The 22653-nt window shown below is 37.4% G+C and carries 23 protein-coding genes; 11 read left to right on the top strand and 12 right to left on the bottom strand.

Annotation, left to right across the window (positions count from 1 at the left end; all coding sequences use genetic code 11):
* Positions 1–11: 11 nt before the first annotated feature.
* From ACG9ZL_RS07350 to ACG9ZL_RS07330, 5 genes are all read right to left on the bottom strand, one after another.
* Positions 12–491, bottom strand: a complete 480-nt coding sequence (locus ACG9ZL_RS07350; RefSeq protein ID WP_419327784.1) for a type II secretion system protein M — start codon at positions 489–491, stop codon at positions 12–14.
* Positions 491–1633: a type II secretion system protein GspL gene (gspL, locus tag ACG9ZL_RS07345; RefSeq protein ID WP_419359581.1), complete on the bottom strand. Its 1143-nt coding sequence runs from the start codon at positions 1631–1633 to the stop codon at positions 491–493. Before gspL ends, ACG9ZL_RS07350 begins: the two co-directional genes overlap by 1 nt.
* A 38-nt stretch (positions 1634–1671) precedes the next feature.
* A complete protein-coding gene (locus tag ACG9ZL_RS07340; RefSeq protein WP_336954255.1) occupies positions 1672–2127 on the bottom strand; it encodes a SixA phosphatase family protein in 456 nt (151 codons plus the stop codon).
* A 91-nt stretch (positions 2128–2218) separates the two neighbouring features.
* A complete protein-coding gene (locus ACG9ZL_RS07335) occupies positions 2219–3292 on the bottom strand; it encodes an NAD(P)H-dependent glycerol-3-phosphate dehydrogenase (RefSeq protein WP_336954256.1) in 1074 nt (357 codons plus the stop codon).
* Positions 3293–3367: 75 nt separating this feature from the next.
* Positions 3368–3943, bottom strand: coding sequence for a nitroreductase family protein (locus tag ACG9ZL_RS07330; RefSeq protein WP_336954258.1), 576 nt, complete (start codon positions 3941–3943; stop codon positions 3368–3370).
* 326 nt (positions 3944–4269) lie between these two features.
* Here ACG9ZL_RS07330 and ACG9ZL_RS07325 point away from each other — a divergent pair, with 326 nt between their 5' ends.
* Positions 4270–4650: a hypothetical protein gene (locus tag ACG9ZL_RS07325; RefSeq protein WP_004719430.1), complete on the top strand. Its 381-nt coding sequence runs from the start codon at positions 4270–4272 to the stop codon at positions 4648–4650.
* Positions 4651–4743: 93 nt separating this feature from the next.
* On the opposite strand, the gene rhlB is transcribed toward ACG9ZL_RS07325, so the two are convergent.
* Complete coding sequence (rhlB, locus tag ACG9ZL_RS07320; RefSeq protein ID WP_336954259.1) at positions 4744–5895, bottom strand: ATP-dependent RNA helicase RhlB; 1152 nt, start codon at positions 5893–5895, stop codon at positions 4744–4746.
* A gap of 106 nt (positions 5896–6001) precedes the next feature.
* Positions 6002–6214 (bottom strand): cold-shock protein, encoded by a 213-nt coding sequence (locus tag ACG9ZL_RS07315; protein ID WP_004822370.1) that lies wholly within the window; start codon positions 6212–6214, stop codon positions 6002–6004.
* A gap of 382 nt (positions 6215–6596) precedes the next feature.
* On the opposite strand from ACG9ZL_RS07315, the gene ACG9ZL_RS07310 reads away from it, so the two are divergent.
* The 7 genes from ACG9ZL_RS07310 to ACG9ZL_RS07280 all read left to right on the top strand — a co-directional run bounded on the left by ACG9ZL_RS07310 (position 6597) and on the right by ACG9ZL_RS07280 (position 10909).
* A complete protein-coding gene (locus ACG9ZL_RS07310; RefSeq protein WP_419359659.1) occupies positions 6597–6836 on the top strand; it encodes a sulfurtransferase TusA family protein in 240 nt (79 codons plus the stop codon).
* 138 nt (positions 6837–6974) lie between these two features.
* Positions 6975–7844 carry an RNA polymerase sigma factor RpoH gene (gene rpoH / locus ACG9ZL_RS07305; protein ID WP_336954260.1) on the top strand — a complete coding sequence of 290 codons (870 nt, stop codon included), beginning with the start codon at positions 6975–6977 and terminating at the stop codon, positions 7842–7844.
* A 174-nt stretch (positions 7845–8018) separates the two neighbouring features.
* Positions 8019–8384: a DUF423 domain-containing protein gene (locus ACG9ZL_RS07300; RefSeq protein WP_336954261.1), complete on the top strand. Its 366-nt coding sequence runs from the start codon at positions 8019–8021 to the stop codon at positions 8382–8384.
* 50 nt (positions 8385–8434) lie between these two features.
* Positions 8435–8632 (top strand): sulfur carrier protein ThiS, encoded by a 198-nt coding sequence (gene thiS / locus ACG9ZL_RS07295; RefSeq protein ID WP_336954262.1) that lies wholly within the window; start codon positions 8435–8437, stop codon positions 8630–8632.
* Positions 8633–8646: 14 nt separating this feature from the next.
* Entirely contained in the window at positions 8647–9447 is an 801-nt protein-coding gene (locus tag ACG9ZL_RS07290) for a thiazole synthase (protein ID WP_336954263.1), read from the top strand.
* Positions 9448–9524: 77 nt separating this feature from the next.
* Complete coding sequence (locus ACG9ZL_RS07285; RefSeq protein ID WP_336954264.1) at positions 9525–10205, top strand: hypothetical protein; 681 nt, start codon at positions 9525–9527, stop codon at positions 10203–10205.
* Positions 10205–10909, top strand: a complete 705-nt coding sequence (locus ACG9ZL_RS07280; RefSeq protein ID WP_336954265.1) for a hypothetical protein — start codon at positions 10205–10207, stop codon at positions 10907–10909. Before ACG9ZL_RS07285 ends, ACG9ZL_RS07280 begins: the two co-directional genes overlap by 1 nt.
* 221 nt (positions 10910–11130) lie before the next feature.
* Here ACG9ZL_RS07280 and ACG9ZL_RS07275 read toward each other — a convergent pair whose 3' ends face one another.
* The 3 genes from ACG9ZL_RS07275 to ACG9ZL_RS07265 all read right to left on the bottom strand — a co-directional run bounded on the left by ACG9ZL_RS07275 (position 11131) and on the right by ACG9ZL_RS07265 (position 12891).
* Entirely contained in the window at positions 11131–11445 is a 315-nt protein-coding gene (locus tag ACG9ZL_RS07275) for a putative quinol monooxygenase (RefSeq protein WP_419359579.1), read from the bottom strand.
* 48 nt (positions 11446–11493) lie between these two features.
* Positions 11494–12075 carry an NAD(P)H-dependent oxidoreductase gene (locus ACG9ZL_RS07270; RefSeq protein WP_336954267.1) on the bottom strand — a complete coding sequence of 194 codons (582 nt, stop codon included), beginning with the start codon at positions 12073–12075 and terminating at the stop codon, positions 11494–11496.
* 204 nt (positions 12076–12279) lie between these two features.
* Positions 12280–12891: a glutathione binding-like protein gene (locus ACG9ZL_RS07265; protein ID WP_004719407.1), complete on the bottom strand. Its 612-nt coding sequence runs from the start codon at positions 12889–12891 to the stop codon at positions 12280–12282.
* A gap of 214 nt (positions 12892–13105) precedes the next feature.
* On the opposite strand from ACG9ZL_RS07265, the gene ACG9ZL_RS07260 reads away from it, so the two are divergent.
* The 3 genes from ACG9ZL_RS07260 (at position 13106) to ACG9ZL_RS07250 (ending at position 17915) form a co-directional block, all read left to right on the top strand.
* Entirely contained in the window at positions 13106–14557 is a 1452-nt protein-coding gene (locus ACG9ZL_RS07260) for a SulP family inorganic anion transporter (protein ID WP_336954269.1), read from the top strand.
* Between the two features lie 779 nt (positions 14558–15336).
* On the top strand, positions 15337–16029 hold the full coding sequence (locus tag ACG9ZL_RS07255; RefSeq protein ID WP_336954270.1) for a LuxR C-terminal-related transcriptional regulator: 693 nt from the start codon (positions 15337–15339) through the stop codon (positions 16027–16029).
* On the top strand, positions 15975–17915 hold the full coding sequence (locus ACG9ZL_RS07250; protein WP_419359577.1) for a sensor histidine kinase: 1941 nt from the start codon (positions 15975–15977) through the stop codon (positions 17913–17915). The genes ACG9ZL_RS07255 and ACG9ZL_RS07250 overlap by 55 nt, the downstream gene beginning before the upstream one ends.
* Positions 17916–18096: 181 nt before the next feature.
* Here the strand turns inward: ACG9ZL_RS07250 and ACG9ZL_RS07245 are convergent, their stop codons facing one another.
* Positions 18097–20562: an ExeM/NucH family extracellular endonuclease gene (locus tag ACG9ZL_RS07245; protein ID WP_419359575.1), complete on the bottom strand. Its 2466-nt coding sequence runs from the start codon at positions 20560–20562 to the stop codon at positions 18097–18099.
* A 218-nt stretch (positions 20563–20780) separates the two neighbouring features.
* Positions 20781–22427, bottom strand: a complete 1647-nt coding sequence (locus ACG9ZL_RS07240) for an AMP-binding protein (protein WP_419359573.1) — start codon at positions 22425–22427, stop codon at positions 20781–20783.
* Between the last annotated feature and the right edge of the window lie 226 nt (positions 22428–22653).

Raw genomic sequence — 22653 nt, 5'->3', positions numbered from 1 at the left:
TATTTTCGCTACTACTGTACCGTCGCTGTTAATTTAATCTGCCCACCTTCTTTGGCTAACTCCATCTTTTCCAAACTTACACCCATTTGGACAATTTGGGTTAAAAAGTTTGCTAAAACGGCATAGTTTTGATGTTGTGCAATAATCTGAAATTGCTCACCCACTTGCTGCGAGGCAACCGAAAGCCCTTGTTGTTGTGCTACACGTTGAATTTTATCTGCGGTGGTTAAAGCCAAGTCATCTGCAGGCTTCATAGTCACCACATTACTTTGCATCCAAACCACAAGATCTTTCATCTGATTTAAACGTGCTTGCTGTTTTTCGGCAGCTTTATGGGTGTACCACAATGCCGCACCCACAATTGCCACAATGACAAAAATCGTAGTGAAAATAACCATGACACGTTCACGTGGTGATATTTTTTCTAAATTATCTGCGATTTTCTCAGACCATATATCCAGTCGATTTTGCACATTTTCCATTGTTTTCATTATTGTATCTTCACCAAACCAACGACAGATGCACCTTGCGTCTGAACATTACCTAATTCCGCTTTAAAGCCCTGTTGATTCAGTTGCGTTACCAAGGTCTGTAAGCCTTCAGCATTTTTCGCCACCAGATCCATATTTAACACAGCTGTATCATAATTCACACGACTGGCAATGATCTGATGTTGCATCAGAATAGGCCCAACACGGCTGAGTAATTGTAAAGCTTGCGTATTGGCACTCTGACTAAGTGCTAATTTATTTTTAAACTGACGCTCTACAGACTCTTCTGTAATCCGTTGCTCATTTGGAAACCACTTTTTGTACTGATCCACTGCAATTAAAGCAGTTTGATCCGCAACTTTCTTTAGTTTAATCCAACGCAAAGCATCATAACTCAATTGCGCAATGATCAACACAACCACCAATACTGCACAGGCTTGCCAATAACGAGAAAGACCTTGATTAGCTTGCTTGGCTTTTGGCAATACATTATAAGGATGTTGTTTAGTTTTTTTGATTTCACTAAATTGATAATCAAAAGGCTCACGTTGATCCGCTGTAGCAATGGCAAATAAGCTGACCACTTGTTCATCTGTCAATCCACTATATAGATAATTTTTTTCTCGATCAGCAAAATCTAAATATACACTGATATCATCAATCGAATTACCAAGAAACTCACCTTCTCGAACCAATAATTGCCCATTGATATTGGCCAAAATCGTCTGTCCAGCTTCTGGTACGGGCAGCATCAAAAAGTCAGGTAATAAAGATACGATTTTTAACGGAATCAATGACAAGGAATGCTGCATTGTTGTGACAGCATATTGATGAATCCCCAATATTGAAACCTGATCCGGTTGTTGAAAGTATGAAAACACTTTCATCTGATCAATCGGCAAAATTACATATTCTTCTAATAAATATTTGACACCATCTACACCCAATTGTTTATATTGAGTTTTACTAAATTTCTGTTGAAGAATTTGCACTTCACGACTGGGGAAGAAAACCACAGCTTCTTCACCTTGGTAAAGTTTAATATCTTGTATTAATTGTTCTAGGGTCGAAGATTTAGTCCAATCACTTCCTCGAGACCACTGCCAAACCCCATTGGCTTCAGGCATCCATAAGTACAACATTTATCGTTTTCTGCCGTTAAGTTCTTTTAACAATGCTTTTATACAGTTGGAATAAAGGCTTTATCTTGTGTAGATAGACCATTTGCAATCACAGTTTGCTCATAGATACGAGCCTCTGCCAAGGCAAAAGGATTAAAATGTTCATGTGTCAACTGTTCAGCAATATGTGCAACAACATTCATATGACATACCACAACAATACGTTCAAATGGCAATTGTGACAACCACTCGATTGCTAATTTTGCATCATCATCTGGCTTTATTTTATCACAGACTAATACTGATACATCTGGGAAGTAAGTCTGTATGTGCGCCAATGTTTCTTGTGCTCTCAATAAAGTACTTACAACAAATACATCAGGCTGTACGTTTTGTTTTAAAAAATTAGCCGTTTGTTCTGCTTGTAAATGCCCGCGTTGTGTTAAAGGTCGTTTACTGTCCACCCCATTGACGGGTGGAGCTGCTTCACCATGACGCACCAAAGTCAGTTGCATAAGATTTCCTTTTAAATATTGCACTGATTATAACGAGGCTTTGTTACAAATCCATCTCTAAAGCTTGAAATATTGTCCTAACAACATGCCATTAAACTTCGTTATGTGGAAGGACAAACTCTACATCACTACGATGCCCATTCTTCATTAAAGAAACAGCAATATTGAGTGGTGGTGCACCGTCAAAAATAACCTCATACAACGCAGTTGTAATTGGCATATAGACATCCAACTCCTTTGCACGTGCATTGACTTGTACAATGGTATTGATCCCTTCAGCGGTTTGACCCAGTTCAGATGTTGCTTGTTCCAGTGTCTTTCCAGAACCCAAGGCAAAACCAACTTGATAATTTCGGCTCAACGGGCTATTACAGGTCGCAAAAAGATCACCAACACCAGACAAGCCTAAGAAGGTTAAAGGATTTGCACCCAACTTAACTGCAAAGCGGCTCATTTCAGCCAAGGCACGGGTTAAAATCATACTCTTGGTATTTTCACCGACTTTATAAGCTGCCGCCATTCCCATTGCAACAGCATAAATATTTTTAAGTGCCCCCCCCAATTCGACACCATGCACATCGTCACTGCCAAATACTCGAAACAAGGCACTATGCAGTGCTTGTTGTACGGCATAACGTACTAACTCACTATCACTGGCAATCACTGTACCCGCAGGTTGTCCTGCAACAATTTCTTTGGCTAAATTTGGCCCTGAAAGAACACCATAAGGAACTTCAGGAAGCTCCTCACGAATGATGTCACTCATAAAACTAAAGGTTTTTGCTTCAATCCCTTTGGTTAATGAAACAACGGCTTGCGCACTGATAAAAGGTTTAATTTGACGTAAAACATCACGAAAAGAATGACTTGGAATTGCGACCAGAATAATATCGCGATCACGCACTGCATCTTCTAGATTTGACTCAGCACGTAAGCCCGTCTCCAATTGAAAATCAGGTAAATAGCGTTTATTTACATGGGTTGCATTAATTTCGGCAGCTATACTTTCATCACGAATCCAAATCATGGTGTCGCAACCATTACGTACTGCTGTATTTGCCATTGCAGTACCAAAACTACCGCCACCCAGTACAGTCACTCGTAATGCTGTTTTCTGACCCAAAACAATAGGTTCAACTAAATCTTTAAATTGTAAATCCGACATTTATTGTTATCCTAAAATGCTTATCCTAATAACCCAATGATTTTTTCAATCTGAAAATATCAATATTTTTTTGACTCAAGCTTGCCAAAAATGAACATATTGTGTTGTTTCAACCTCTGCACGCGAGGCAATCGCTTTTGCCGCTGTGCCAACATAAATAATGCCTGAAATTAAATCTCGCTCAGCTAAACCCAATGCTGATTTTAATAATTTAGATTCAACAACAGCCCCACTCCGCCACATTGTTGCGAAACCTTGTGCCTGCATCGACAATAAAAAGTTTTCAATTGCTGCCCCTGAACTCAGCGTTTGTTCAAAAAAAGGCACTTTAGGGTGGTCTTGGAATTTAGTCACAGCAAGTACTAAAATAGGTGCTCTAAAAGGATGAAGTTTTACTCGTTCAACTTGGGCTGGATCTAATTCACCTAAGTCAGCAATAGATTGTGCCAGTAATGCGCCAAATGCTTCACGTTGTTCAACATCCACTACAATAAATTGTGTTGGCTTTAAACGATGATGATCGGGTGCTGTTAAAGCGGCTTTAAATGCAATATTCAGTTGTTCGTGTGAAGGTGCTGGTTCAACCAAATGACCGACTGATTGACGTTGATGAATATTGTCATGTACTGCTTTGAAATTTAAATCTGACATTGACCTATCTATTATCTAGTTAATTTCACTTGTTTCAAGATTAGCATAATCTAAAATCATTAAGCTATCTCCAACAAAATTTACTTAGCATCTGTCAATAATGCATACAACTTATTGTTAGGTTATCAATGATCATGATTGCTCACAAAAAAAATGCCTTCAATACCCTGTGGCTTTAAAAATAAAGCCAAATCATCAATAAACTCAAAAAAAACTGCAAAATTTATACATGTTTCTCAATATTTAGCCCACATTCTATGCTCAAATTATAACTAATTTAAAAGCACTATCTTTTTAATTTTTAGTACAGGAATTTGAGAATCAATATGAATAAATTAACAACGATCACTTTACTTGCTAGTTCAGCATTACTCTTCACAGCATGTGCATCAAATCCAACACAAACTTTAGCGATTCAAAAAGCAGATAACCAGTATGAAGTTACTGGCTTAGGTAAAGATCAAATTACGGCAAAAAACAATGCCATTACTGCAGCAAACAAGGCTTGCGGTAAAAAAGGTGCGCCCGTCTTGGTTGATGAAAAAACTGAATACCATGGCAGCTTAAAAGGTGTAGTCGATGAACAAACTGGAAAAATGATCACTGCAGCAGCAGGCGTATTAGGTTCAGTGATGGGCAAAAATTACGGTATTGAAAAAGATACTGACTATCAAACAACTCTGACCTTTAGCTGTAAAGCAAGTTAATCCGTTTAGTCTTCTAAATTAAAAATAGCCATTAAAAAACCCACTTTAAATAAGTGGGTTTTTTACGCACAATCCGATAAAGAAACAAAAAAACTAGCAATAACCTTCTAGTCGAGTTAAAGGCAATTTTTGCCCAATCGCTTTCTCAATAGTCGGTAAATTAAATGCATCATCTTCAGATAAGAAACTAATACTCACACCCTGCGTACCTGCACGACCTGTACGCCCAATACGATGTACATAATCATCAGACTGTTCAGGTAAAGTGAAATTCACCACATGAGATACGCCATCAACATGGATACCACGACCCGCAACATCTGTTGCGATCATAATATTATGTTGACCATTTTTAAATTGATCCAACATTTTCAAACGTTTATCTTGCGCTATTTCACCAGATAGCATCACCACCTTATAACCATCAGCTTTTAAATGGTCATAAAGTTTACGAACTTGATCACGCCGATTGGCAAAGATCATCACTTTTTCAATGGGTTCATCTGCCAAAATTTCACGTAATAATCGATATTTATCTTTCTTTTCGACCACATATACACGTTGTTCCACATCAGCATTGGTTTTCTTTTCAGGCTCAATTTCTACTGTAACTGGCTCACATAACCATTGTTGTGCAAGATTGAGAACATCATAGCTAAATGTTGCCGAGAACATTAACGTTTGACGCTGTTCTTTACGTGGAGAAAAACGCACAATCCGTTTAACTGATGGAATAAAGCCCATATCTAATAAACGGTCAGCTTCATCAATCACTAAAAATTCAATTTGATCTAACCAAACTTCTTTTTGTTCGGTGAAATCGATTAAACGACCCGGGGTTGCTACTAAAATATCGACAAAACCTTGATCCAATTGCTTTCTTTGTTTATCAAAATCTACACCACCAACCAAAGTCACGACATTTAGATTGGTATATTTGACCAAATCTTTTGCGTCATTTTCAATTTGAATTGCCAGTTCACGTGTTGGCGCAAGAATCAATGCACGTGGCTCGCCCCGGAAACGTTGTTCTTGAATTGGGTTTGTGAGCAAATCATTAATAATACTGACTAAAAATGCTGCTGTTTTACCTGTGCCGGTTTGAGCACGACCAATTGCATCATGACCTGCTAAAGTATATTTCAATACTTTTTGCTGAATTGGGGTCATTTCTTTAAACCCTAAAGCATCAATCGCTTGTTTAAGTTGCGGATGTAAATTAAGGGTTTCGAAACCTGATGACATAAATACGAGCTCTAACTGTAGACACTTTTAATTGCGCCCATTATAAACAAAAAACGCCCCAATTTATAAGAAATTGGAGCGCCACTTAAATTTTAAAAATTTAAGATTAGTCTAAAGGCTGAACTTCTTCAGCTTGAAAACCTTTTTGACCTTGCACAACACTGAATTCAACGCGTTGACCGTCACGAAGTGAACGATGACCGTCACCTTGGATAGCACGGAAATGAACGAATACGTCATCACCGCCTGCGCGTTGGATAAAGCCGAAGCCTTTAGTGTCGTTGAACCATTTAACTACGCCTTGTTCACGAGCTGTCATAAGTTAATCCTCAGTTATTAAGAAAAAGGGACCACCCGGTGTTGCAAACAGCAGAGCAAACAAAGTTTTAAAATATTTTCTAATTTCAAAGCTTGTAATCATTCTGTAAAACTATTAACAAAATCCCGGTTACATCCATCTTGTAATAGGGTTTCAAAACAAGAATTGTTTCTGATAAATCCTAAATACGCAACGAGCTTAACATGGGTTTATGACAATTAATAGAATTTTTTTTGATAATTATTTTCGATATCAAGCGTGTTTTTTAAACAGCTTCACGATTATTTTTTATTTGTTGAAGAATTTTCCAATTTTTGTTGGGGTGTTTCAATAAACTTGGTAAAATATGCGTTCCATCACCCTATTGTTACCTTGCCAAAAAATGAATGAAACTTTAGGTCAGACAACTATTGAAATAAATTGTATGGGCAAACCCTGCCCAATGCCTCTATTAATGTTAAAACGTGAACTAAAAAGAGCATTGCCTAATCAAATATTTCTCTTAATGTCCTCTGATCCGCACAGCGAAATTGACATTACTCGTTATTGCGAGATCAATAAGATAACTTGCCAATTGACTCAACGATCAGAGCATGAATTTCATTACTTAATTGAATCTTAATTATTTTCGATTCAAATTATTTTTTGCAAATTTGCATATATTTTTACATTTCGATACCCAAATTTCCTTACTTATGTACAATATTCGAATTAAGATGAATACATTAGCTATACAACGAAATTCCTATAAGGAGAACCCATGAGTGACAGCAGCAATCAGTTGATGCCCCTGTCCTTATCTGCACCAGGTGTTAACTTAGGTGCTTATATCAGCACCGTAAATCAGATTCCAATCTTGACAGCTGAACAAGAAAAAGAGTTAGCTGATCGCTATTTTTACGATCAAGATTTAGATGCTGCGAAAATGTTAGTGATGTCTCACTTACGTTTTGTGGTGCATATTGCGCGCAGTTATGCGGGCTATGGTTTGCCACAAGGTGATTTAATTCAAGAAGGTAATCTCGGTTTAATGAAAGCAGTCAAACGCTTTGACCCGAATATGGGTGTACGTTTGGTGTCTTTTGCTGTGCACTGGATTAAGGCTGAAATTCATGAATATGTGATTCGCAATTGGCGTATTGTCAAAATTGCGACCACCAAAGCGCAACGTAAATTGTTTTTTAATTTACGTAGCCTAAAAAAATCGAGTAAAAAACTCACACTTGAAGAAGCAAAATCGATTGCCAACGACTTAAATGTAACACCTGAACAAGTCTTGGAAATGGAAGGTCGTTTAACTGCTTATGATGCTGCATTTGAAGCTCAAGGCGATGACGATGACGAAGGCTCAACCCATGTTGCACCAGCACTTTATCTTGAAGATAACCGCTATGATCCTGCCCGTTTAGTCGAAGAAGAAGATTACGAAGAACAAAGTACATCAGCTTTGCATAATGCCATGGAACAGTTAGATGATCGCTCACGCAACATCTTACAGCGCCGTTGGTTAGATGATGATAAATCGACCTTGCATGAACTGGCTGCAGAGTACAATGTATCTGCTGAACGTATTCGTCAGTTAGAAAAAAATGCTATGGACAAAATTAAAGTTGCCATGTCATCCAACTAAATCTTCAAAACTGTCTACATACAAGATAAAATTTAAATTTTCAATAAAAGGGCGACATGCCCTTTTATTTTGCCAGATATTTTTGTCAAATCTTTATTCTTAATAGATTTTGCCTTTAATCCCGCTTTGAAATTGTGTTAATGTTATGCGCAAATTAATGCAGATGACTGGCTTATGTGGATTGCAATTTCAGCACTGAATTTAGCGCTTGCAGTAATCTTAGGTGCATTTGGCGCACATGGTTTAAAAGCTCATGCAACTGAAGCTCAGTTGGTATGGTGGCAAACAGCAACCGATTATTTTTTCTACCATGCACTAGGTCTATTGGCATTGGCGATTCTCGGTAAAGTCATTCCACAACTTCCAATCAAAGCTAGCTTCTTACTCATCCAAATCGGTATTTTATTTTTCTGCGGTTCGCTTTATGTCATGGCACTAGGTTTACCACGAGGTTTAGGTGCAATTACACCCATTGGTGGAGCACTCATGATTGCAGGTTGGCTAGTTCTTGCATGGAACGCATTGAAATACGCTAAATAAATTTATTTTGATTTTAGACCTCACAATTTGCGCAATCGAATGGAATGTATATGCAAATTTTCTTAAATGGTGAGCCTCAAGAAACCGCTTGCCAAAATCTTTTACAACTGGTTCAGGAACTTTCACTCGAAGGTAAACGCTTTGCCGTAGAAATGAATGAAATGATCATTTCAAAAAGTAAACTTGAACTTACCCCTATTACTGAAAAAGACCGTATTGAAATCATTCACGCTGTCGGTGGCGGCTAATTTGGAGCTCTCCCATGCTAGATTTTCCTACTGAAAACTCCCCTCTTATTATCGGTTCTCGTACTTTTCAATCACGCCTTCTTGTTGGTACGGGTAAATACAAAGATATGCAAGAAACTGATTTAGCAATTCAAGCCAGTGGCGCTGAAATTGTGACTGTTGCGATTCGCCGAGTAAATATTGGGCAGAATCCAGATCAACCCAACTTACTGTCGATACTTCCTCCTGAAAAATATACCATTTTACCAAACACAGCCGGTTGTTTTGATGCCAATAGCGCAGTACGTACTTGTATGCTTGCACGTGAACTTTTAGATGGTCATAACTTGGTCAAATTGGAAGTATTAGGTGATGAGAAAACCCTTTATCCCAATATAACAGCAACACTTGATGCTGCTCGCACATTGATTGAAGATGGCTTCGAAGTGATGGTGTATACATCAGATGACCCTATTGTCGCCCAAGAACTCGAAAGCATGGGTTGTGTTGCGATTATGCCTTTAGGTAGCTTGATTGGTTCTGGTCTAGGCATTTTAAATCCACATACTATTTCAATTATTAAAGAAAATGCCAAAGTGCCAGTTTTGGTTGATGCTGGTGTAGGTACTGCGAGCGATGCCGCAATTGCAATGGAACTAGGTTGCGATGGTGTACTCATGAATACCGCGATTGCCGCTGCACAGCATCCAGTTTTAATGGCATCAGCAATGAAGAAAGCGGTTGAAGCTGGACGTGAAGCGTATTTGGCGGGTCGTATGCCACGTAAACGTATGGCAAATGCAAGCTCACCTGAAACAGGTTATTTCTTTAAATAATAGTTTGAATTGCCTAAAAGGATTTTCCGAAGTACTTTTAGGCTCAAAATATCTTGATACATTCATTGAGAGAGATCATGACTAAAATAATAAATACCACCCTTCTCCTGATCGCTTATTCATCGCTAAGTTTTGCAAATCAACCTTCCAACTCATTACAAAAATTTATTCCAAATAATTGGGAAATTCTTGCTCAAGCAGAGGGTGATTTGAATCAGGATGGTAGACAGGATATTGCTATCATCATTCAACCCAAAAATAAAAACCAGCACAATCGAAAGCTATTAGTACTGTTTCGAAAAGATCAACAATTACAACTCAAGCTAAGTCGGCAAATTTCTAACTGGACCTATCGTTCAGAAGAACTCTGTATCGAAGATGCTTTAGATGATTCTACGTTGACGATAGAAAATCAACGCTTAGATGTGTTATTCAATACCATGTCATCTTGTAGCAATACATATGGCTTGATGTATACCTATGGGTTTAAACTGAAGAACAATCAATTCCACCTCATTGGATTTGATGTTTATGATTTAGATAAAATTAGTGGCAAACTAAAAGAAACCAGCCTTAACTTTCTAAGCAACAAAGCCAAAGTAACCACAACTCCAAATATCTTTGCACAAGTTGAAACGCCAGCCAAAATTGTTTGGAAAACACTGAGAACTTCGACAGGCTATACTTTGGAAAATATCCCTTGGGATAGTGAAGAATTTATTCATAACTTTAGCGTTAAATTTATTGGAGAAAAATAATGAAAAACAAAACTGGGTTACTTTTATTTTGTACATTAACAATATGCTCAGCTTTGGTTTGGGCAGACACCAATACCAAAGCTGACTATCAATCATTTGTCCCCAAAAACTGGAAAGTACTGAGTAAAGCACAAGGTGATTTAAATGGTGATCAACAAGCGGATCTTGCTTTAATTATTGAAAATACAGATCCAAAAAATATTGTGACAAATGAGGGATTAGGTAATCCTCAGCTGAATTTAAACAATCGAAAGTTATTAATTTTATTTAAAGGCCCTCAAGGCTATCGTCTTATTGCAAGTAATTCCTTGCTTCCTACTGAGGGAGATCAAGAATCACCCTGTCTTACTGACCCTTTAGGTGAAAGCGATCCACTCAACATCAAAAATGGATTAGTTAAAATTAATTTACATTATTGGCTCAGTTGCGGTTCATGGTCTGTCTATAACAACGCTTTTACTTTTCGTTATCAAAACCAGTCTTTTAAACTAATTGGTTACGATACAGATTACTTCCATCGCGCTTCTGGTGAAACCAGTGCGAAAAGTATCAATTTTCTAACAGGTAAAATTAAAAATACTACGGGAGGTAGTGCGTTTGAAAATCAGGATCAAGCTAAGCAAGTTTCTTGGTCTAAATTAAAGAACAGTTATTCACTTAAACTTGAGCAGATTAATTTTAAAGACTACGGTGAATTTGAATAGAACACTTTTCACATCTACCAACGATTCATAAAGCTGGGGAAGAATGTATGGAAGATGCTCTGTATCTTCCATACAAAAGCAATAAGGCCAACACTCCCCCACAAAAGTAAACTAAACTACTTCGCTCCAACTCGGCTGGGTTGACTTTAAGTATTAGATTCAATAATCAAGCTCGACATTTTGATTTATATATTTTTAATCTATCCAGCAATGTATAAATTTTAAAATCCATTGTTTAAAATACGGATTTTAACATCAGCAACATGCTCTTTTACTTCAAGATGATAAGCTTGCATATGCTCAGTTTGCAAGTGTGCATTGAGAAGCTCAATACTTTCCCACTTTTCAAGCATCACAATCAAATCACAATCCTTGATTTGATAACTTACATCAACATCAGCGTCAACCAATAACTGATAGCCATGACAACCTTGCTCTTGTAATACTGTTGGGGTGATTTTCTTAAATGCTTGGATAATTTTATCTTTGTGTAATCCATTTGGATATGCGCGGATTTCAGCCACAATGGTCAACATTTTAAACTCCTTAAATTTTTAAATGAGATATTCAAAATACCAATTAATTTAAGCAAAAAGCTGCTGCAAATGCTGGCGATATGCTTGTTCATATTGCGCAATTTGCGGTGCTTTAATCACATCATTGACAATAAATGTTTCTAAGCTTTCCATCCCTAAAAATTGATTGGCTTTATGAAAAGGTAAATAAACACCATCTACACCAGCACCATGGAAAAATTGCTCAGGATCATCAAACGCTTGTAAGGGTGCATTCCAAGTTAATGACAACATATATTTTTTCCCCTGAATTAAACCACCTGAACCATATTTCTTGGCAGTATTAGAACGGCTACGACCATCATTGGCATATAAACGGCCATGACCAGTGGTAAAAACATCATCAATATATTTTTTCATGGTCCACGGTGCACCCATCCACCAACCTGGCATTTGATAGATCACTACATCAGCCCAGAGATATTTCTCCACTTCTTCTTGAGCATCGTAATTTGCATCAGTACGTGTCACCTTTACACTATGCCCCAAATCGGTAAGTACTGCTTTACCCAAGTCAGTCAGAGTATCGTTTAATTCACCCTTTGAATGTGCAAACTGTTTTGCACCATTTACGATTAAGATATTACTCATTGTTTACCTATGTTTTGCCAATACGTTTGATTTATGGCGCAACTATAGAGCTTATTCTTATTGCAAAAAACGCAAAAATAAACAAAACATTATTGACTAAAAATCAACAATAAATATCTAATTCTTTCTGCTTCTGCCCATTTCACTTTAATCAATTCAATAAAAAAGCACCCGTAGGTGCTTTGTAGCTCTATTCCACTATACTTAAGGAATTAAACCTTCATCACGCATTGCAATCTGTACAGATTGACGTTCAGCAACTTTATTACGTAATGCCACAATATTGGTAAATGGAGTTAGATCATGATGAATTGAATTCGACCAATTTGTCAGTACAAACAAGTACGCATCAGCAGGACCAAAGCGGTCATTAACCAAATAATCGTATTCAGACTCGGCAAGATAGTCATCTATATATTTCAACATCTTATCTATGGTTGCATAGCCACGTACTTTTTCATCTTCAGTGATTGCTGGATCAAAGAAGACAGCATATTCATCATGCAACTCTGAGTTTAAATAACCCAACCATTCTAAAACTTTAGCACGTCCCAAACCTGATGGTGGGATCAAATCTTGTTTAGGATCGTGTTGTGCAATAAAAGGCAGTACTGCAACATTTTCAGTTAAAAGTAACCCTGGATTGATTTCTAATGCGGGTACATAGCCTTTTGGATTGATTTCGTAATAATCTGCGCCCTTTTCTGTTTTATGCGTTTTTAAATCAACACGTTCTAGATCAAAATCAACATTAATTTCGTTGAGTAAAATATGGGCCGCTAAAGAACATGCACCTGGTGAATAATATAATTTCATATCTAATCCTTGTTATATGACTGTTTAAGTTGTAAATGGCTCAGATCACAATTTCAAGTCGTAAAACATAAAATTGCAAAAAGCATAAATTTATAAAATCAGCTATAACTTGAATATTCAACAAAATGAAGACTTTTTCAAGTCAAAGTTAACTGCTTTTTCACTAAGAGATGTTTTAACATACGCATCTTTAAAGAATGATGAAAGGTTTGTAGTGATTAGTCTAAAAAAAGCGGAATGGTTTTCCAATATTCGTACAGATGTACTTGCTGGAATGGTCGTGGGCTTAGCACTTATTCCTGAATCAATTGCTTTTTCTGCAATTGCAGGTGTAGATCCACAAGTTGGTCTGTATGCATCATTTTGTATTGCAGTGAGCATTGCTTTCTTCGGTGGACGTACTGCAATGATTTCCGCAGCCACAGGCGCGATGGCATTGCTCATGGTTACCCTCGTCAAAGATCACGGTTTACAGTATTTATTTGCCACCACAATTTTGACTGGAATTATTCAGATTCTTGCTGGCTATTTTAAAGTTGCAAAGCTGATGCGTTTTGTTTCACAGTCTGTCGTCTATGGTTTTGTTAATGCATTGGCCATTCTCATCTTTGTGGCACAGATTCCTGAATTACAACGTATGGATCTGACGGCTTATCTATTTGTCGCCTTTGGCTTAGGGTTGGTTTATCTTTTTCCCTATATTCCCAAAATCGGTCAACTCATTCCCTCACCCTTAGTGTGCATTATTGTACTAAGTTTAGTTGCCTTATTTTTGGGTTCGGATATGCGTACAGTTAGTGATTTAGGAAAATTTCCAGACACTTTACCACTATTTCTGATTCCAGACATTCCACTTAACGTGGATACCTTAAAAATTATTTTTCCTTATGCCATCACTTTAGCCACCGTGGGTTTACTCGAAACCATGATGACAACTACAATTGTTAATGAAGTGACGCAAACTGAAGGTGATCGTCATAAAGAATGTCGTGGTCAAGGCATCGCCAATATGGTCAGTGGATTTATGGGAGGGATGGCAGGTTGTGCCATGATTGGGCAATCAATTATCAATGTATCTTCTGGCGCACGAACTCGCCTATCGACCTTGATTGCTGGTATTTTTTTACTGTGTTTAGTGGTCTTTTTAAAAGAATGGCTGTCTTATATTCCAATGGCTGCACTTGTGGCAATTATGATTATGGTGGCTTTTACTACATTCAACTGGGATTCAGTCAAAAACTTTTCAAAACATCCCAAACAAAGCAATAGCGTGATGCTTGCGGTGGTGGTCATTGTACTAATGACGCATAATTTAGCTTTAGGTGTATTGGTTGGTGTACTTTTATCTGCACTTTTCTTAGTCAATAAATTAGAAAATGCAGTGCGTGTCCAGTCTCATCTATTGAACAGCACGACCCGTAAATATCAAATTTTTGGGCAAATTTTCTTTAGCAGTTCAGACAAATTCTTTCAGTTTTTCGATTTTAATGAATCTATTGATCATGTCATTATCGATTTAACTCATGCCCATATATGGGATATTACCTCTGTCAGTATGCTCAATCAGGCACAGAACAAGTTTCTGCAAAATAACATTCAGGTTGAAATTATAGGGATGAATGAAGCAAGTCGAAGCTTAGTTGATCAATTTAGCGCGGTAAAATAAACATCTTTATTTTTCTTAAGGCAGTGATGCTAAGTGTTTAATACAAGTAAAGAACAATAGCCAAAATGGTAATCGCAATACATTGCATCACTGCCAAATTTCTAAGGAATTTAATCATCGTAAACGACATCCATTATAAAAATAATCCATTATTTATCGAATATAACCGATATTTTGCTTTTAAATTGTGATTTTTATCTACTAAAATTTGAATATTTACTTAACCAGTCTCAATAACCTTATCTCAAAAAGTTAACTTGATCTCAATAAATTGACTTTAGACATCATTTGATACTCATTTAGCGCGTTAAAACTCGATTGTAATAAACTGAATATTCATTTCTAATCACTTTGGGTCTGTTAACAATTCGTCTATGTTTGCGACTACGAATATTTTTAGATGATACTAGGCGCGAAATACGAAATTTAGTCATTCTAAATGATGAGAAACATCGTTTCGCAAGGTAACGATGTAGAGGCAAAAAACACGCTAGTCCCCGCTGCGCCTTGCGCTGCAAACAAAGCAGTGCTTTGTTCTTGCTCAGGGTTGTGGTTAAAATTATCTCAGCCTTCGTTATGAAACTTGAAAATAGTCTCGCTATTCTCTTCATGCTTTACGACGTATACGTCTCATGCTCAATTTTAACCTACAACGCAAGCCATTTATGAAATATCAACAGACCCTTATTAAATACTAAAAATACCTATTATCAGGTATAGATAAAGTCATCAATATCTGAAAAACTAAGTCCAATAGACATGGGCGAGTTTTTTACATCATGAACAATGAGTTAAGTTTACCTGTTCCAGTTATCATCGTAGAAGACGAGCCTCTTATACAAAAAAGACTGACTGACATATTAATTAATCTTGGATACTCAATTTCAGATTTACGTTTTGCCCAAAGTTTAGCTCAAGCCAAAGAACAACTCAGTATACATTCAGCTTCATTTGCATTGGTTGATTTAGGCTTGCCTGATGGAAATGGAATTGAATTTATTGAAATTTTAAAAAACTATGATCCAACCATCATGATTTTAGTGATCTCAGCTTGGAGCACTGAAGATGCCATTCTCAATGCATTAAGTGCAGGTGCAACAGGCTATGTTTTGAAAGAAAGAGATGACTTGGAAGTTTCTCTTTCGATTAAAAGTGTTTTACGTGGTGGGGCCCCTATTGATCCATTTATTGCCCAAAAAATTTTAAAACAACTACATTTTAATGAGAAAAATAATTCAAATAAAACATCGCCCATTCAGAAGGTAATGGATCAGGACAGTGTATTATCCAAAAGAGAATTGGGAATTTTAGAACTAGTTTCTCAAGGCTTAAGCAATAAGGAAATTGCAGATCAACTCAATTTATCCCGTTATACCGTTGAATCTCATATTAAACATATTTATCGGAAACTTGCGGTATGCAACAGAGCCAAAGCCATCGATACAGCACGCAACTTAGGATTACTCGACTAATTCTAAAGTTAATCGGGCTTTTCGGTCTTATCCTAAGTTTGACACAACATTTTGCTTTTGCTGGTGCTCTCTTAACAGCTCAGCCCAATGCAACAGATGCAGCCTGCCATTTTCAAATCCAAAGCATACAAGTTGCTCAAGCGCTTGCAAATCTTGAACAGGTTCCCCAACAGGGATGGGAAACAGTCACCTTGCCAGATGACTGGGAAACGCGCTGGAAAAACTACACAGGCGCTGCTTGGTATAAAATCAAATGGCAATATCAGTGCGATCAGGAAAATCAACCTGTCGCCTTACTGATTGAACGAATCAATATTGCAGGAGCTGTCTATAGCAATAATGAACTGTTATGGAAAGACAAATCCTTAGTAGAGCCATTGTCTAGAAGTTGGAATATGCCAAGATATTGGGTGCTTCCTGCTACATCTATTCAAAACCAGCAAAATGAAATTTTAGTCCGTGTTGTGGGGGTTGCATCACAACATTCAGGTCTAGGAAAAATTAAATTTGGTCAAGCCGAAGATATCGCCAATCAACAGGATCAGTTGGTTTTTGAACGGCGAACTTTATTTTTTATCAATATTATTATTACGTTTGTGGTGGGAACTACAGGTTTTACCATTTGGCTATTTCGACGCCAAGAAAAAGCCTTTGGCTGGTTTGGTTTAACTTCATTTTTATGGGTATTGTTTGCCTATAATATTATTTCGACCATTCCTATTCCTTTTACCGACAGTATCTTAACAGCACGTTTAAATCTGGTATTTTTAGTTGGATATACCTATTGCCTCTGTTTATTTGCTTGGCGTTTTGCCAATCGCCATTATCCGTATTTAGAACGTTTACTTTTATTGACCTCTACAATCGCGATTGTGGCATTGCTGTTGACACCAATCAATTATTTAGAACGTAGCTTGTCCTCTGTCTTTTTCTATTCTGGCATGGTATTTATTTTTAATTGCTTGTTTTTTCAGTGGATTGCTTTTAAACGTAGAAAGATGGACATTCTCCTGCTTGCATTTATTTTCCTCATCTATTTACTTATTATTGTTCATGATTTTTATAGCATGATCCATCATCTGGATCAGACGCTCTATTGGACGCCATTGGCCGCACCAATTACCAGCTTAGCAATCTCGTTTATCTTGGCTTATCGTATTTCACAGAATGTTGGACGTATTGAAAAATTTAATCAGACGCTTGAAGAAACTATTGAAAAAGTCACGTTTGATTTAGAACAATCTTTAGATAAAAAGTACCAACTCGAAATTGATAATATGCGGTTGCAAGAGCGTCTAAACTTGTCCCATGAATTACATGATGGACTGGGTGGTTCAATTGTTCGCTCGATGATTATATTGGATCACAGTGAACATATTGAAAAACAGCAAGTGATCTCTATGTTTAAATTGTTAAGAAATGACTTACGCCAAGTGATTGACTCAGGAAGTAGTGCTGGAGCAAAAATACCAGAAAGCCCAGTGATGTGGGTTGCGCCATTGCGTCATCGTTTTATACAAATTTTCGAAGAAATGGAAATTGAATCAACTTGGATTTTTGCAGAAAAATGGAAACATAAACCTCTTGCATTGGTTTGTTTAACCTTTTCTCGTGTCGCAGAAGAAGCCTTAACCAATATTGTAAAACATAGCCATGCAACTGATGTCGAAGTTTCGTTGGTTGAAGACGAGCGACAACAGCTCGTTTTAACGATTCAAGACAATGGTATTGGCTTTGAAGTAGATCAAGTTCAAGCTGGCTTGCATGTGGGTTTACAGAGTATGCAAGTGCGGGTAAAAAGAATTGGAGGTAGTTTTGAAATCCATTCTCAGCATGGTTTTACCGTGATCCGAGCCATGGTACCGTTGAAAGATAAAACTGAATGATTTAGATGAATGAAATAGTATTTCTACCAATATCATTTCATCTATGAAGAGATTCCATCTTAAATCAGTTGATGAAAATTACTATATTATACAAACTGTTATGTTATACAGTTTGAGTTTTATAAAAGCATAAAAAAAGAGAAACTAGACCACTAGTTTCTCTTAAAAGGATATATGCGTATTAGGATTTCTTTCTAGAACGCGCAAATACTGATGTCGCGGTAAGTAACATCAGTCCAAACAAAGACCACAGTCCCGTACTACCCCCACTACTCTTATGCCCGCCTGTAGCACCACTTGATTCATTTAAATCTAAATCAACAATAACCGGATCGTGATCAGAAGAACGGAAAGCATCTGGCGCATAGAAAGCGGAAATTTGTTCTTCAGTCTTATATTCTTCATTGTAGTCTAATGCTGTTGGTTCATCAGCATTGATATGCCATGCAAAAGTACGTTTAACCATTGGGTATAAGTTTGCATCTGCAATGGCATGATCTAAATTACCCGCACCACCATTCCCGGTTGCATCACTGGCCACACCAAAGACATAGCTATATGCAGATTTACCTTGCCCTACTTTTTCATCATTTAGCAATATTTTGTAGTTCGCATTTTCAAATGCCAAGATTGGATCTTCTTTGGCATAACTGTTCATATCCCCGACCAATAAATAATTTGGTTTTTCAGCTTTGGTCGGGTTGGTTGCAATCCACTGAATCAACTTTTGTACTGCAGTAACACGAGTCGGATTCCAACAGCCTTGACCATCACCTTGGTTTGCTTCTGGTGAAGTTTTATCGTCAGGACAACTACCTTTAGACTTTAAGTGATTTGGTACAACAGTAAAGGTTTTTCCTCCCGTTACCGCTTGGAAGCTTTGTGCCATCGTGACTCGGTTTTTCTGTGTCAAATCATCATATACCACAGGATTACCAACAGCTTTTACACGTTTGCTATTATAAATAATCGCAACTGCAATCACATCAGTACCTAACTTATCCATATTCGGTGGGATGACATATTTCCAATCTGCACCTAAAGCTTTGGTTAAGTAATTCACAGCACTTTTTTCGCCATAACCATTGTTGGCAATTTCCATTAAGCCATAAACATCTGCATCAATGGTTTTAATCGCACTGACTATTTTGGCATGTTGACGATTAAATTCTGTCTCGGTGTTTGCACCACGATCTGGTTTAACACCAATCAGCGGAGAATTGTCATAATTTAAGACGTTAAATGCGGCAACACGAACCTGTTTAGTCTCTTTTGCCAAGACGGTTGAATTCCGCAGATTACTGTCTTTGACAACCTCAGGCAAAGCTTTGTTTTGAATCGGTTGAATACGCCAAGCATTGAAACGGTATTCCAAAATCCCTTCAACATTTTTAAGCTGATAGCCTGTACGTAAAGTGTTTGCCGCATTAAATGTTTGTGGCAACCATGGTGTTCTGTTTTGATTGTTATAACCATCATCCAAGATAATCTTAGACAGTAAATTTTGTTTTGCTAAAGCAACCGCTTCATTGGATTTCGCAGGATATAAATTGGTTGGGATATATAAGCGTCCCAAACTTAAAGACAATTGACCATATCGACCATAATCATAATTCTCGCTAACCGTTAGGGTTTGAGGAATTTTCACCAACATGCCTTGATAGCGCTTAGGTGCATTGCCTGTAGCATCGGTTAAACTTGAAAATGGCAGTTGAATCGGAGTAGAACTCACCAAACTTGCGGCTTGATTATTACAAGTTTGAATATTGCTGCTCAGTTGATCAATTTGCAATTGATTTTCATAATTGGTTAAACGCCCTTTCAGAATCACTTCTTCACCCACTTTACCGCCAGTGATTGTGCTTGCAGCAGGGAGATAGACAAAAATCGCATTGCTTAAATTTGCTTTAGCTTTACTGTCAGGAGTTTGAATATAAAAACCTGAAAAACCATTTTGATAGCGATAATCTGCAGTAATTACACCTCGAACCACATATTGTTGGTTTTGTGCCGCAGATTGTAAATCTGCAATTGCAGTATCAGCAGTACTACAACTGATTGCAGTGATTGGCGGTGTCGTTGTACCAGTACCTAAATAGCTACTGAATGCATTACGATCTGACCATTTGCTCCACTCACTGTCCAAATCAAAGGCACTATTTGGATCTACAGCGCTGACATCATTTTTATTTTTTATTCTACTTAGGCTATTTTGATAGCTGGTGATTGTTGTTCCCCAGCCGCCACTTGCTGGTTTCTCCCCAATCCGTCCAAAGCGGTCTACAGGTGTACCTTTATAAACAAGGACCAAGGCATCATCACCATTAAATGACAAACCAGCAACCTGATTCACTTTAGTGCCAAGTTCAGCCTGTAATTCGGTACGACCTATAATAAATTTTGCTTTACTGGCTAAATTTCCCTCTAAGGTGTAAGTTGCTGTTTTACTCGTTGCCCCATTGGTATATTGTTCAATTTGATAATCTGCAAGATTTACAGTGCTGCCATCTGGATTATAAATTTCTAAGCCTTTTCTATTTACTGTACCATCAATGTATTGGCTAAACATCAATTGTGCATAGCTTGGAAATGAACAGCCCAATAGTGCAAGGCTTAAACAAAGTGTATGTAGTTTTAAATTTTGCATAATTTTTAACGTTTGTTGAAATTTAAAGCAGATTAATTTTTATTAATGACAATATCGTGAATTTAAATCATTCTATTTGATCCATTTATAGTTTAGACAAAATATACTACTGGCAAAGTGGACTAAAATTGTTATAAGAACCTTAGAAATACGAGATCTCATGCTGATCATAAAAAAAAGCACCCTTTCGGGTGCAAAGCATGGAACTTTAAAATATATTAAGCCAGCAATTGTATTTGCTGTAATTTAGCTACTTCTTGCTGCTTCAATAAATTACGTTGAATTTTGCCACTAGATGTTTTAGGTAAGCTTTCAACGAACTCAATTTCTCGTGGATAAGAATGCTTAGATAATCGTGAACGTACATATTCTTGTAATTTAGCATTCAATTGCTGACAACCCTTGAATTGAGGCTTGAGCACAATAAAAGCTTTTACGATCTCTGTTCTTTCTGGATCAGGTTTGCCAATGACTGCAGATTCTAAAACTTCGACACATTCCAAAAGTGTACTTTCAACATCAAATGGCCCAACACGATAACCTGAAGTTGTAATGACATCGTCTGCACGACCAATAAAATCCACCCCACCTAATTCATTCAAACGGACCGTATCTCCAGTTAAGTAATAATGACCAACAAAGGATTTACGATTATTCCCACCATAACCTTTAAACCATGTGAGTGGCGATTGAGAGAAGTCAATTGCTAGCGTTCCAATCTCACCTCGTTCAACTTCTTGGTTGTCTTGATTTAACACTGCAAAACGATGACCAGGATTAGCAAAACCTGCTGAGCCGACTTTTATTGCATGTGTTAAAGCATGATGGTTACCTATTACCATACCTAATTCTGTTTGCCCATATTGGTCATAAATATTGACATTTAAGTCATGATTAAACCAATGAATTACTTCAGGAGTTAAAGGTTCACCAGCACTACTAACGGCACGTAAATGATCTTTGATCGAAGTATTAAATTTTTCTTTAAAACCAAAGAACATACGAAATGCTGTAGGTGAACCTGTAAGATTACTGACTTGGTATTTTTGAATAATTTCCAAAGCATGGTCGACACTAAATGCTCGTTCATCCATGATGATACTGTGTCCCAATCCCAATGGGCCCGCTATACCATAGTATAGACCATATGCCCAACCTGGATCCGCGAGGTTCCAAAATGAATCATCTTCACGTAAATCAACAGCGTGACGCATATATTCTTTAAAGGCCAAAATTGCTTTTAATGGCACTGGAACAGATTTTGCCAAACCTGTTGTTCCAGAGGTAAACATCATTAAAAAATTATCTGCAAAACTCATCATGACGGGTGCACATTCAGCTGATTGACTTTCTAGTTCTTGCCAAAAATCTGCATGCTTTGTTGTGGCAAAATCTTGTGGATGAACGGTCAGAATATGCGGAAGTTCAATCCCGTTTAGTTTGGGACGTTGTTCGATGTTGGTGATGATCAGTTGGGTATTGGCCGTTGCTACACGATGCTCAATCGCTTTTGATTCAAAAGCGGTAAATAAGGGCTGATAAATTGCTCCAATACGCCATGTTGCCAATATGGTGATCAATAATTCTGGAGTACGTGGTAACAAACCAGCAATACAATCGCCTGTTTTTAAACCGACCGATTGTAAATAATTGGCTAATTTTCCTGCTGCTTGTGCCAGTTGTTCAAAGGTCCATTGTGAAGACTCACCGTTTTTGCCTTCCCAGATCAAAGCCACTTTATTTAAACCAACAAAACGCTCGCAGCACTCGATATAGGCATTGATTGACTGTGGGTTGCCAACCAGTTGCTCATTGATTAGTTTTTCATAATCGAATTCTTGATAGGCTTGTTCCAATGTTTTCATGGCAATATCCTTGTATTTTCAGCACAAATCATCTCGATGTGCGGTTCCATATTTTGCTTTCTAGCTTTTCTTTAAAATGTTGAATCATTCAACATGTGTTTCTATGCTTATAGATAATCATGATTAGAATTCACACACAATTTCCAAATACCTCAATTGTATTGCGGTTTTTGAACATCTGTTTTTCCTGTCATGGTGGAAGGCTTTAAAAAAAGACCAGTGCGAA

Source organism: Acinetobacter legionensis, assembly GCF_048551735.1.
GTDB lineage: Bacteria > Pseudomonadota > Gammaproteobacteria > Pseudomonadales > Moraxellaceae > Acinetobacter.
The sequence above is the reverse complement of the archived record's forward strand: the minus strand, read 5'-3'. Positions and strand labels throughout refer to the sequence as shown.

Bases quoted from the DNA above. Each gene is read 5' to 3' on its own strand.
- ACG9ZL_RS07350 (WP_419327784.1), bottom strand. From the start codon at position 491: ATGAAAACAATGGAAAATGTGCAAAATCGACTGGATATATGGTCTGAG.
- gspL (WP_419359581.1), bottom strand. From the start codon at position 1,633: ATGTTGTACTTATGGATGCCTGAAGCCAATGGGGTTTGGCAGTGGTCT.
- ACG9ZL_RS07340 (WP_336954255.1), bottom strand. From the start codon at position 2,127: ATGCAACTGACTTTGGTGCGTCATGGTGAAGCAGCTCCACCCGTCAAT.
- ACG9ZL_RS07335 (WP_336954256.1), bottom strand. From the start codon at position 3,292: ATGTCGGATTTACAATTTAAAGATTTAGTTGAACCTATTGTTTTGGGT.
- ACG9ZL_RS07330 (WP_336954258.1), bottom strand. From the start codon at position 3,943: ATGTCAGATTTAAATTTCAAAGCAGTACATGACAATATTCATCAACGT.
- ACG9ZL_RS07325 (WP_004719430.1), top strand. From the start codon at position 4,270: ATGAATAAATTAACAACGATCACTTTACTTGCTAGTTCAGCATTACTC.
- rhlB (WP_336954259.1), bottom strand. From the start codon at position 5,895: ATGTCATCAGGTTTCGAAACCCTTAATTTACATCCGCAACTTAAACAA.
- ACG9ZL_RS07315 (WP_004822370.1), bottom strand. From the start codon at position 6,214: ATGACAGCTCGTGAACAAGGCGTAGTTAAATGGTTCAACGACACTAAA.
- ACG9ZL_RS07310 (WP_419359659.1), top strand. From the start codon at position 6,597: ATGAATGAAACTTTAGGTCAGACAACTATTGAAATAAATTGTATGGGC.
- rpoH (WP_336954260.1), top strand. From the start codon at position 6,975: ATGAGTGACAGCAGCAATCAGTTGATGCCCCTGTCCTTATCTGCACCA.
- ACG9ZL_RS07300 (WP_336954261.1), top strand. From the start codon at position 8,019: ATGTGGATTGCAATTTCAGCACTGAATTTAGCGCTTGCAGTAATCTTA.
- thiS (WP_336954262.1), top strand. From the start codon at position 8,435: ATGCAAATTTTCTTAAATGGTGAGCCTCAAGAAACCGCTTGCCAAAAT.
- ACG9ZL_RS07290 (WP_336954263.1), top strand. From the start codon at position 8,647: ATGCTAGATTTTCCTACTGAAAACTCCCCTCTTATTATCGGTTCTCGT.
- ACG9ZL_RS07285 (WP_336954264.1), top strand. From the start codon at position 9,525: ATGACTAAAATAATAAATACCACCCTTCTCCTGATCGCTTATTCATCG.
- ACG9ZL_RS07280 (WP_336954265.1), top strand. From the start codon at position 10,205: ATGAAAAACAAAACTGGGTTACTTTTATTTTGTACATTAACAATATGC.
- ACG9ZL_RS07275 (WP_419359579.1), bottom strand. From the start codon at position 11,445: ATGTTGACCATTGTGGCTGAAATCCGCGCATATCCAAATGGATTACAC.
- ACG9ZL_RS07270 (WP_336954267.1), bottom strand. From the start codon at position 12,075: ATGAGTAATATCTTAATCGTAAATGGTGCAAAACAGTTTGCACATTCA.
- ACG9ZL_RS07265 (WP_004719407.1), bottom strand. From the start codon at position 12,891: ATGAAATTATATTATTCACCAGGTGCATGTTCTTTAGCGGCCCATATT.
- ACG9ZL_RS07255 (WP_336954270.1), top strand. From the start codon at position 15,337: ATGAACAATGAGTTAAGTTTACCTGTTCCAGTTATCATCGTAGAAGAC.
- ACG9ZL_RS07250 (WP_419359577.1), top strand. From the start codon at position 15,975: ATGCAACAGAGCCAAAGCCATCGATACAGCACGCAACTTAGGATTACT.
- ACG9ZL_RS07245 (WP_419359575.1), bottom strand. From the start codon at position 20,562: ATGCAAAATTTAAAACTACATACACTTTGTTTAAGCCTTGCACTATTG.
- ACG9ZL_RS07240 (WP_419359573.1), bottom strand. From the start codon at position 22,427: ATGAAAACATTGGAACAAGCCTATCAAGAATTCGATTATGAAAAACTA.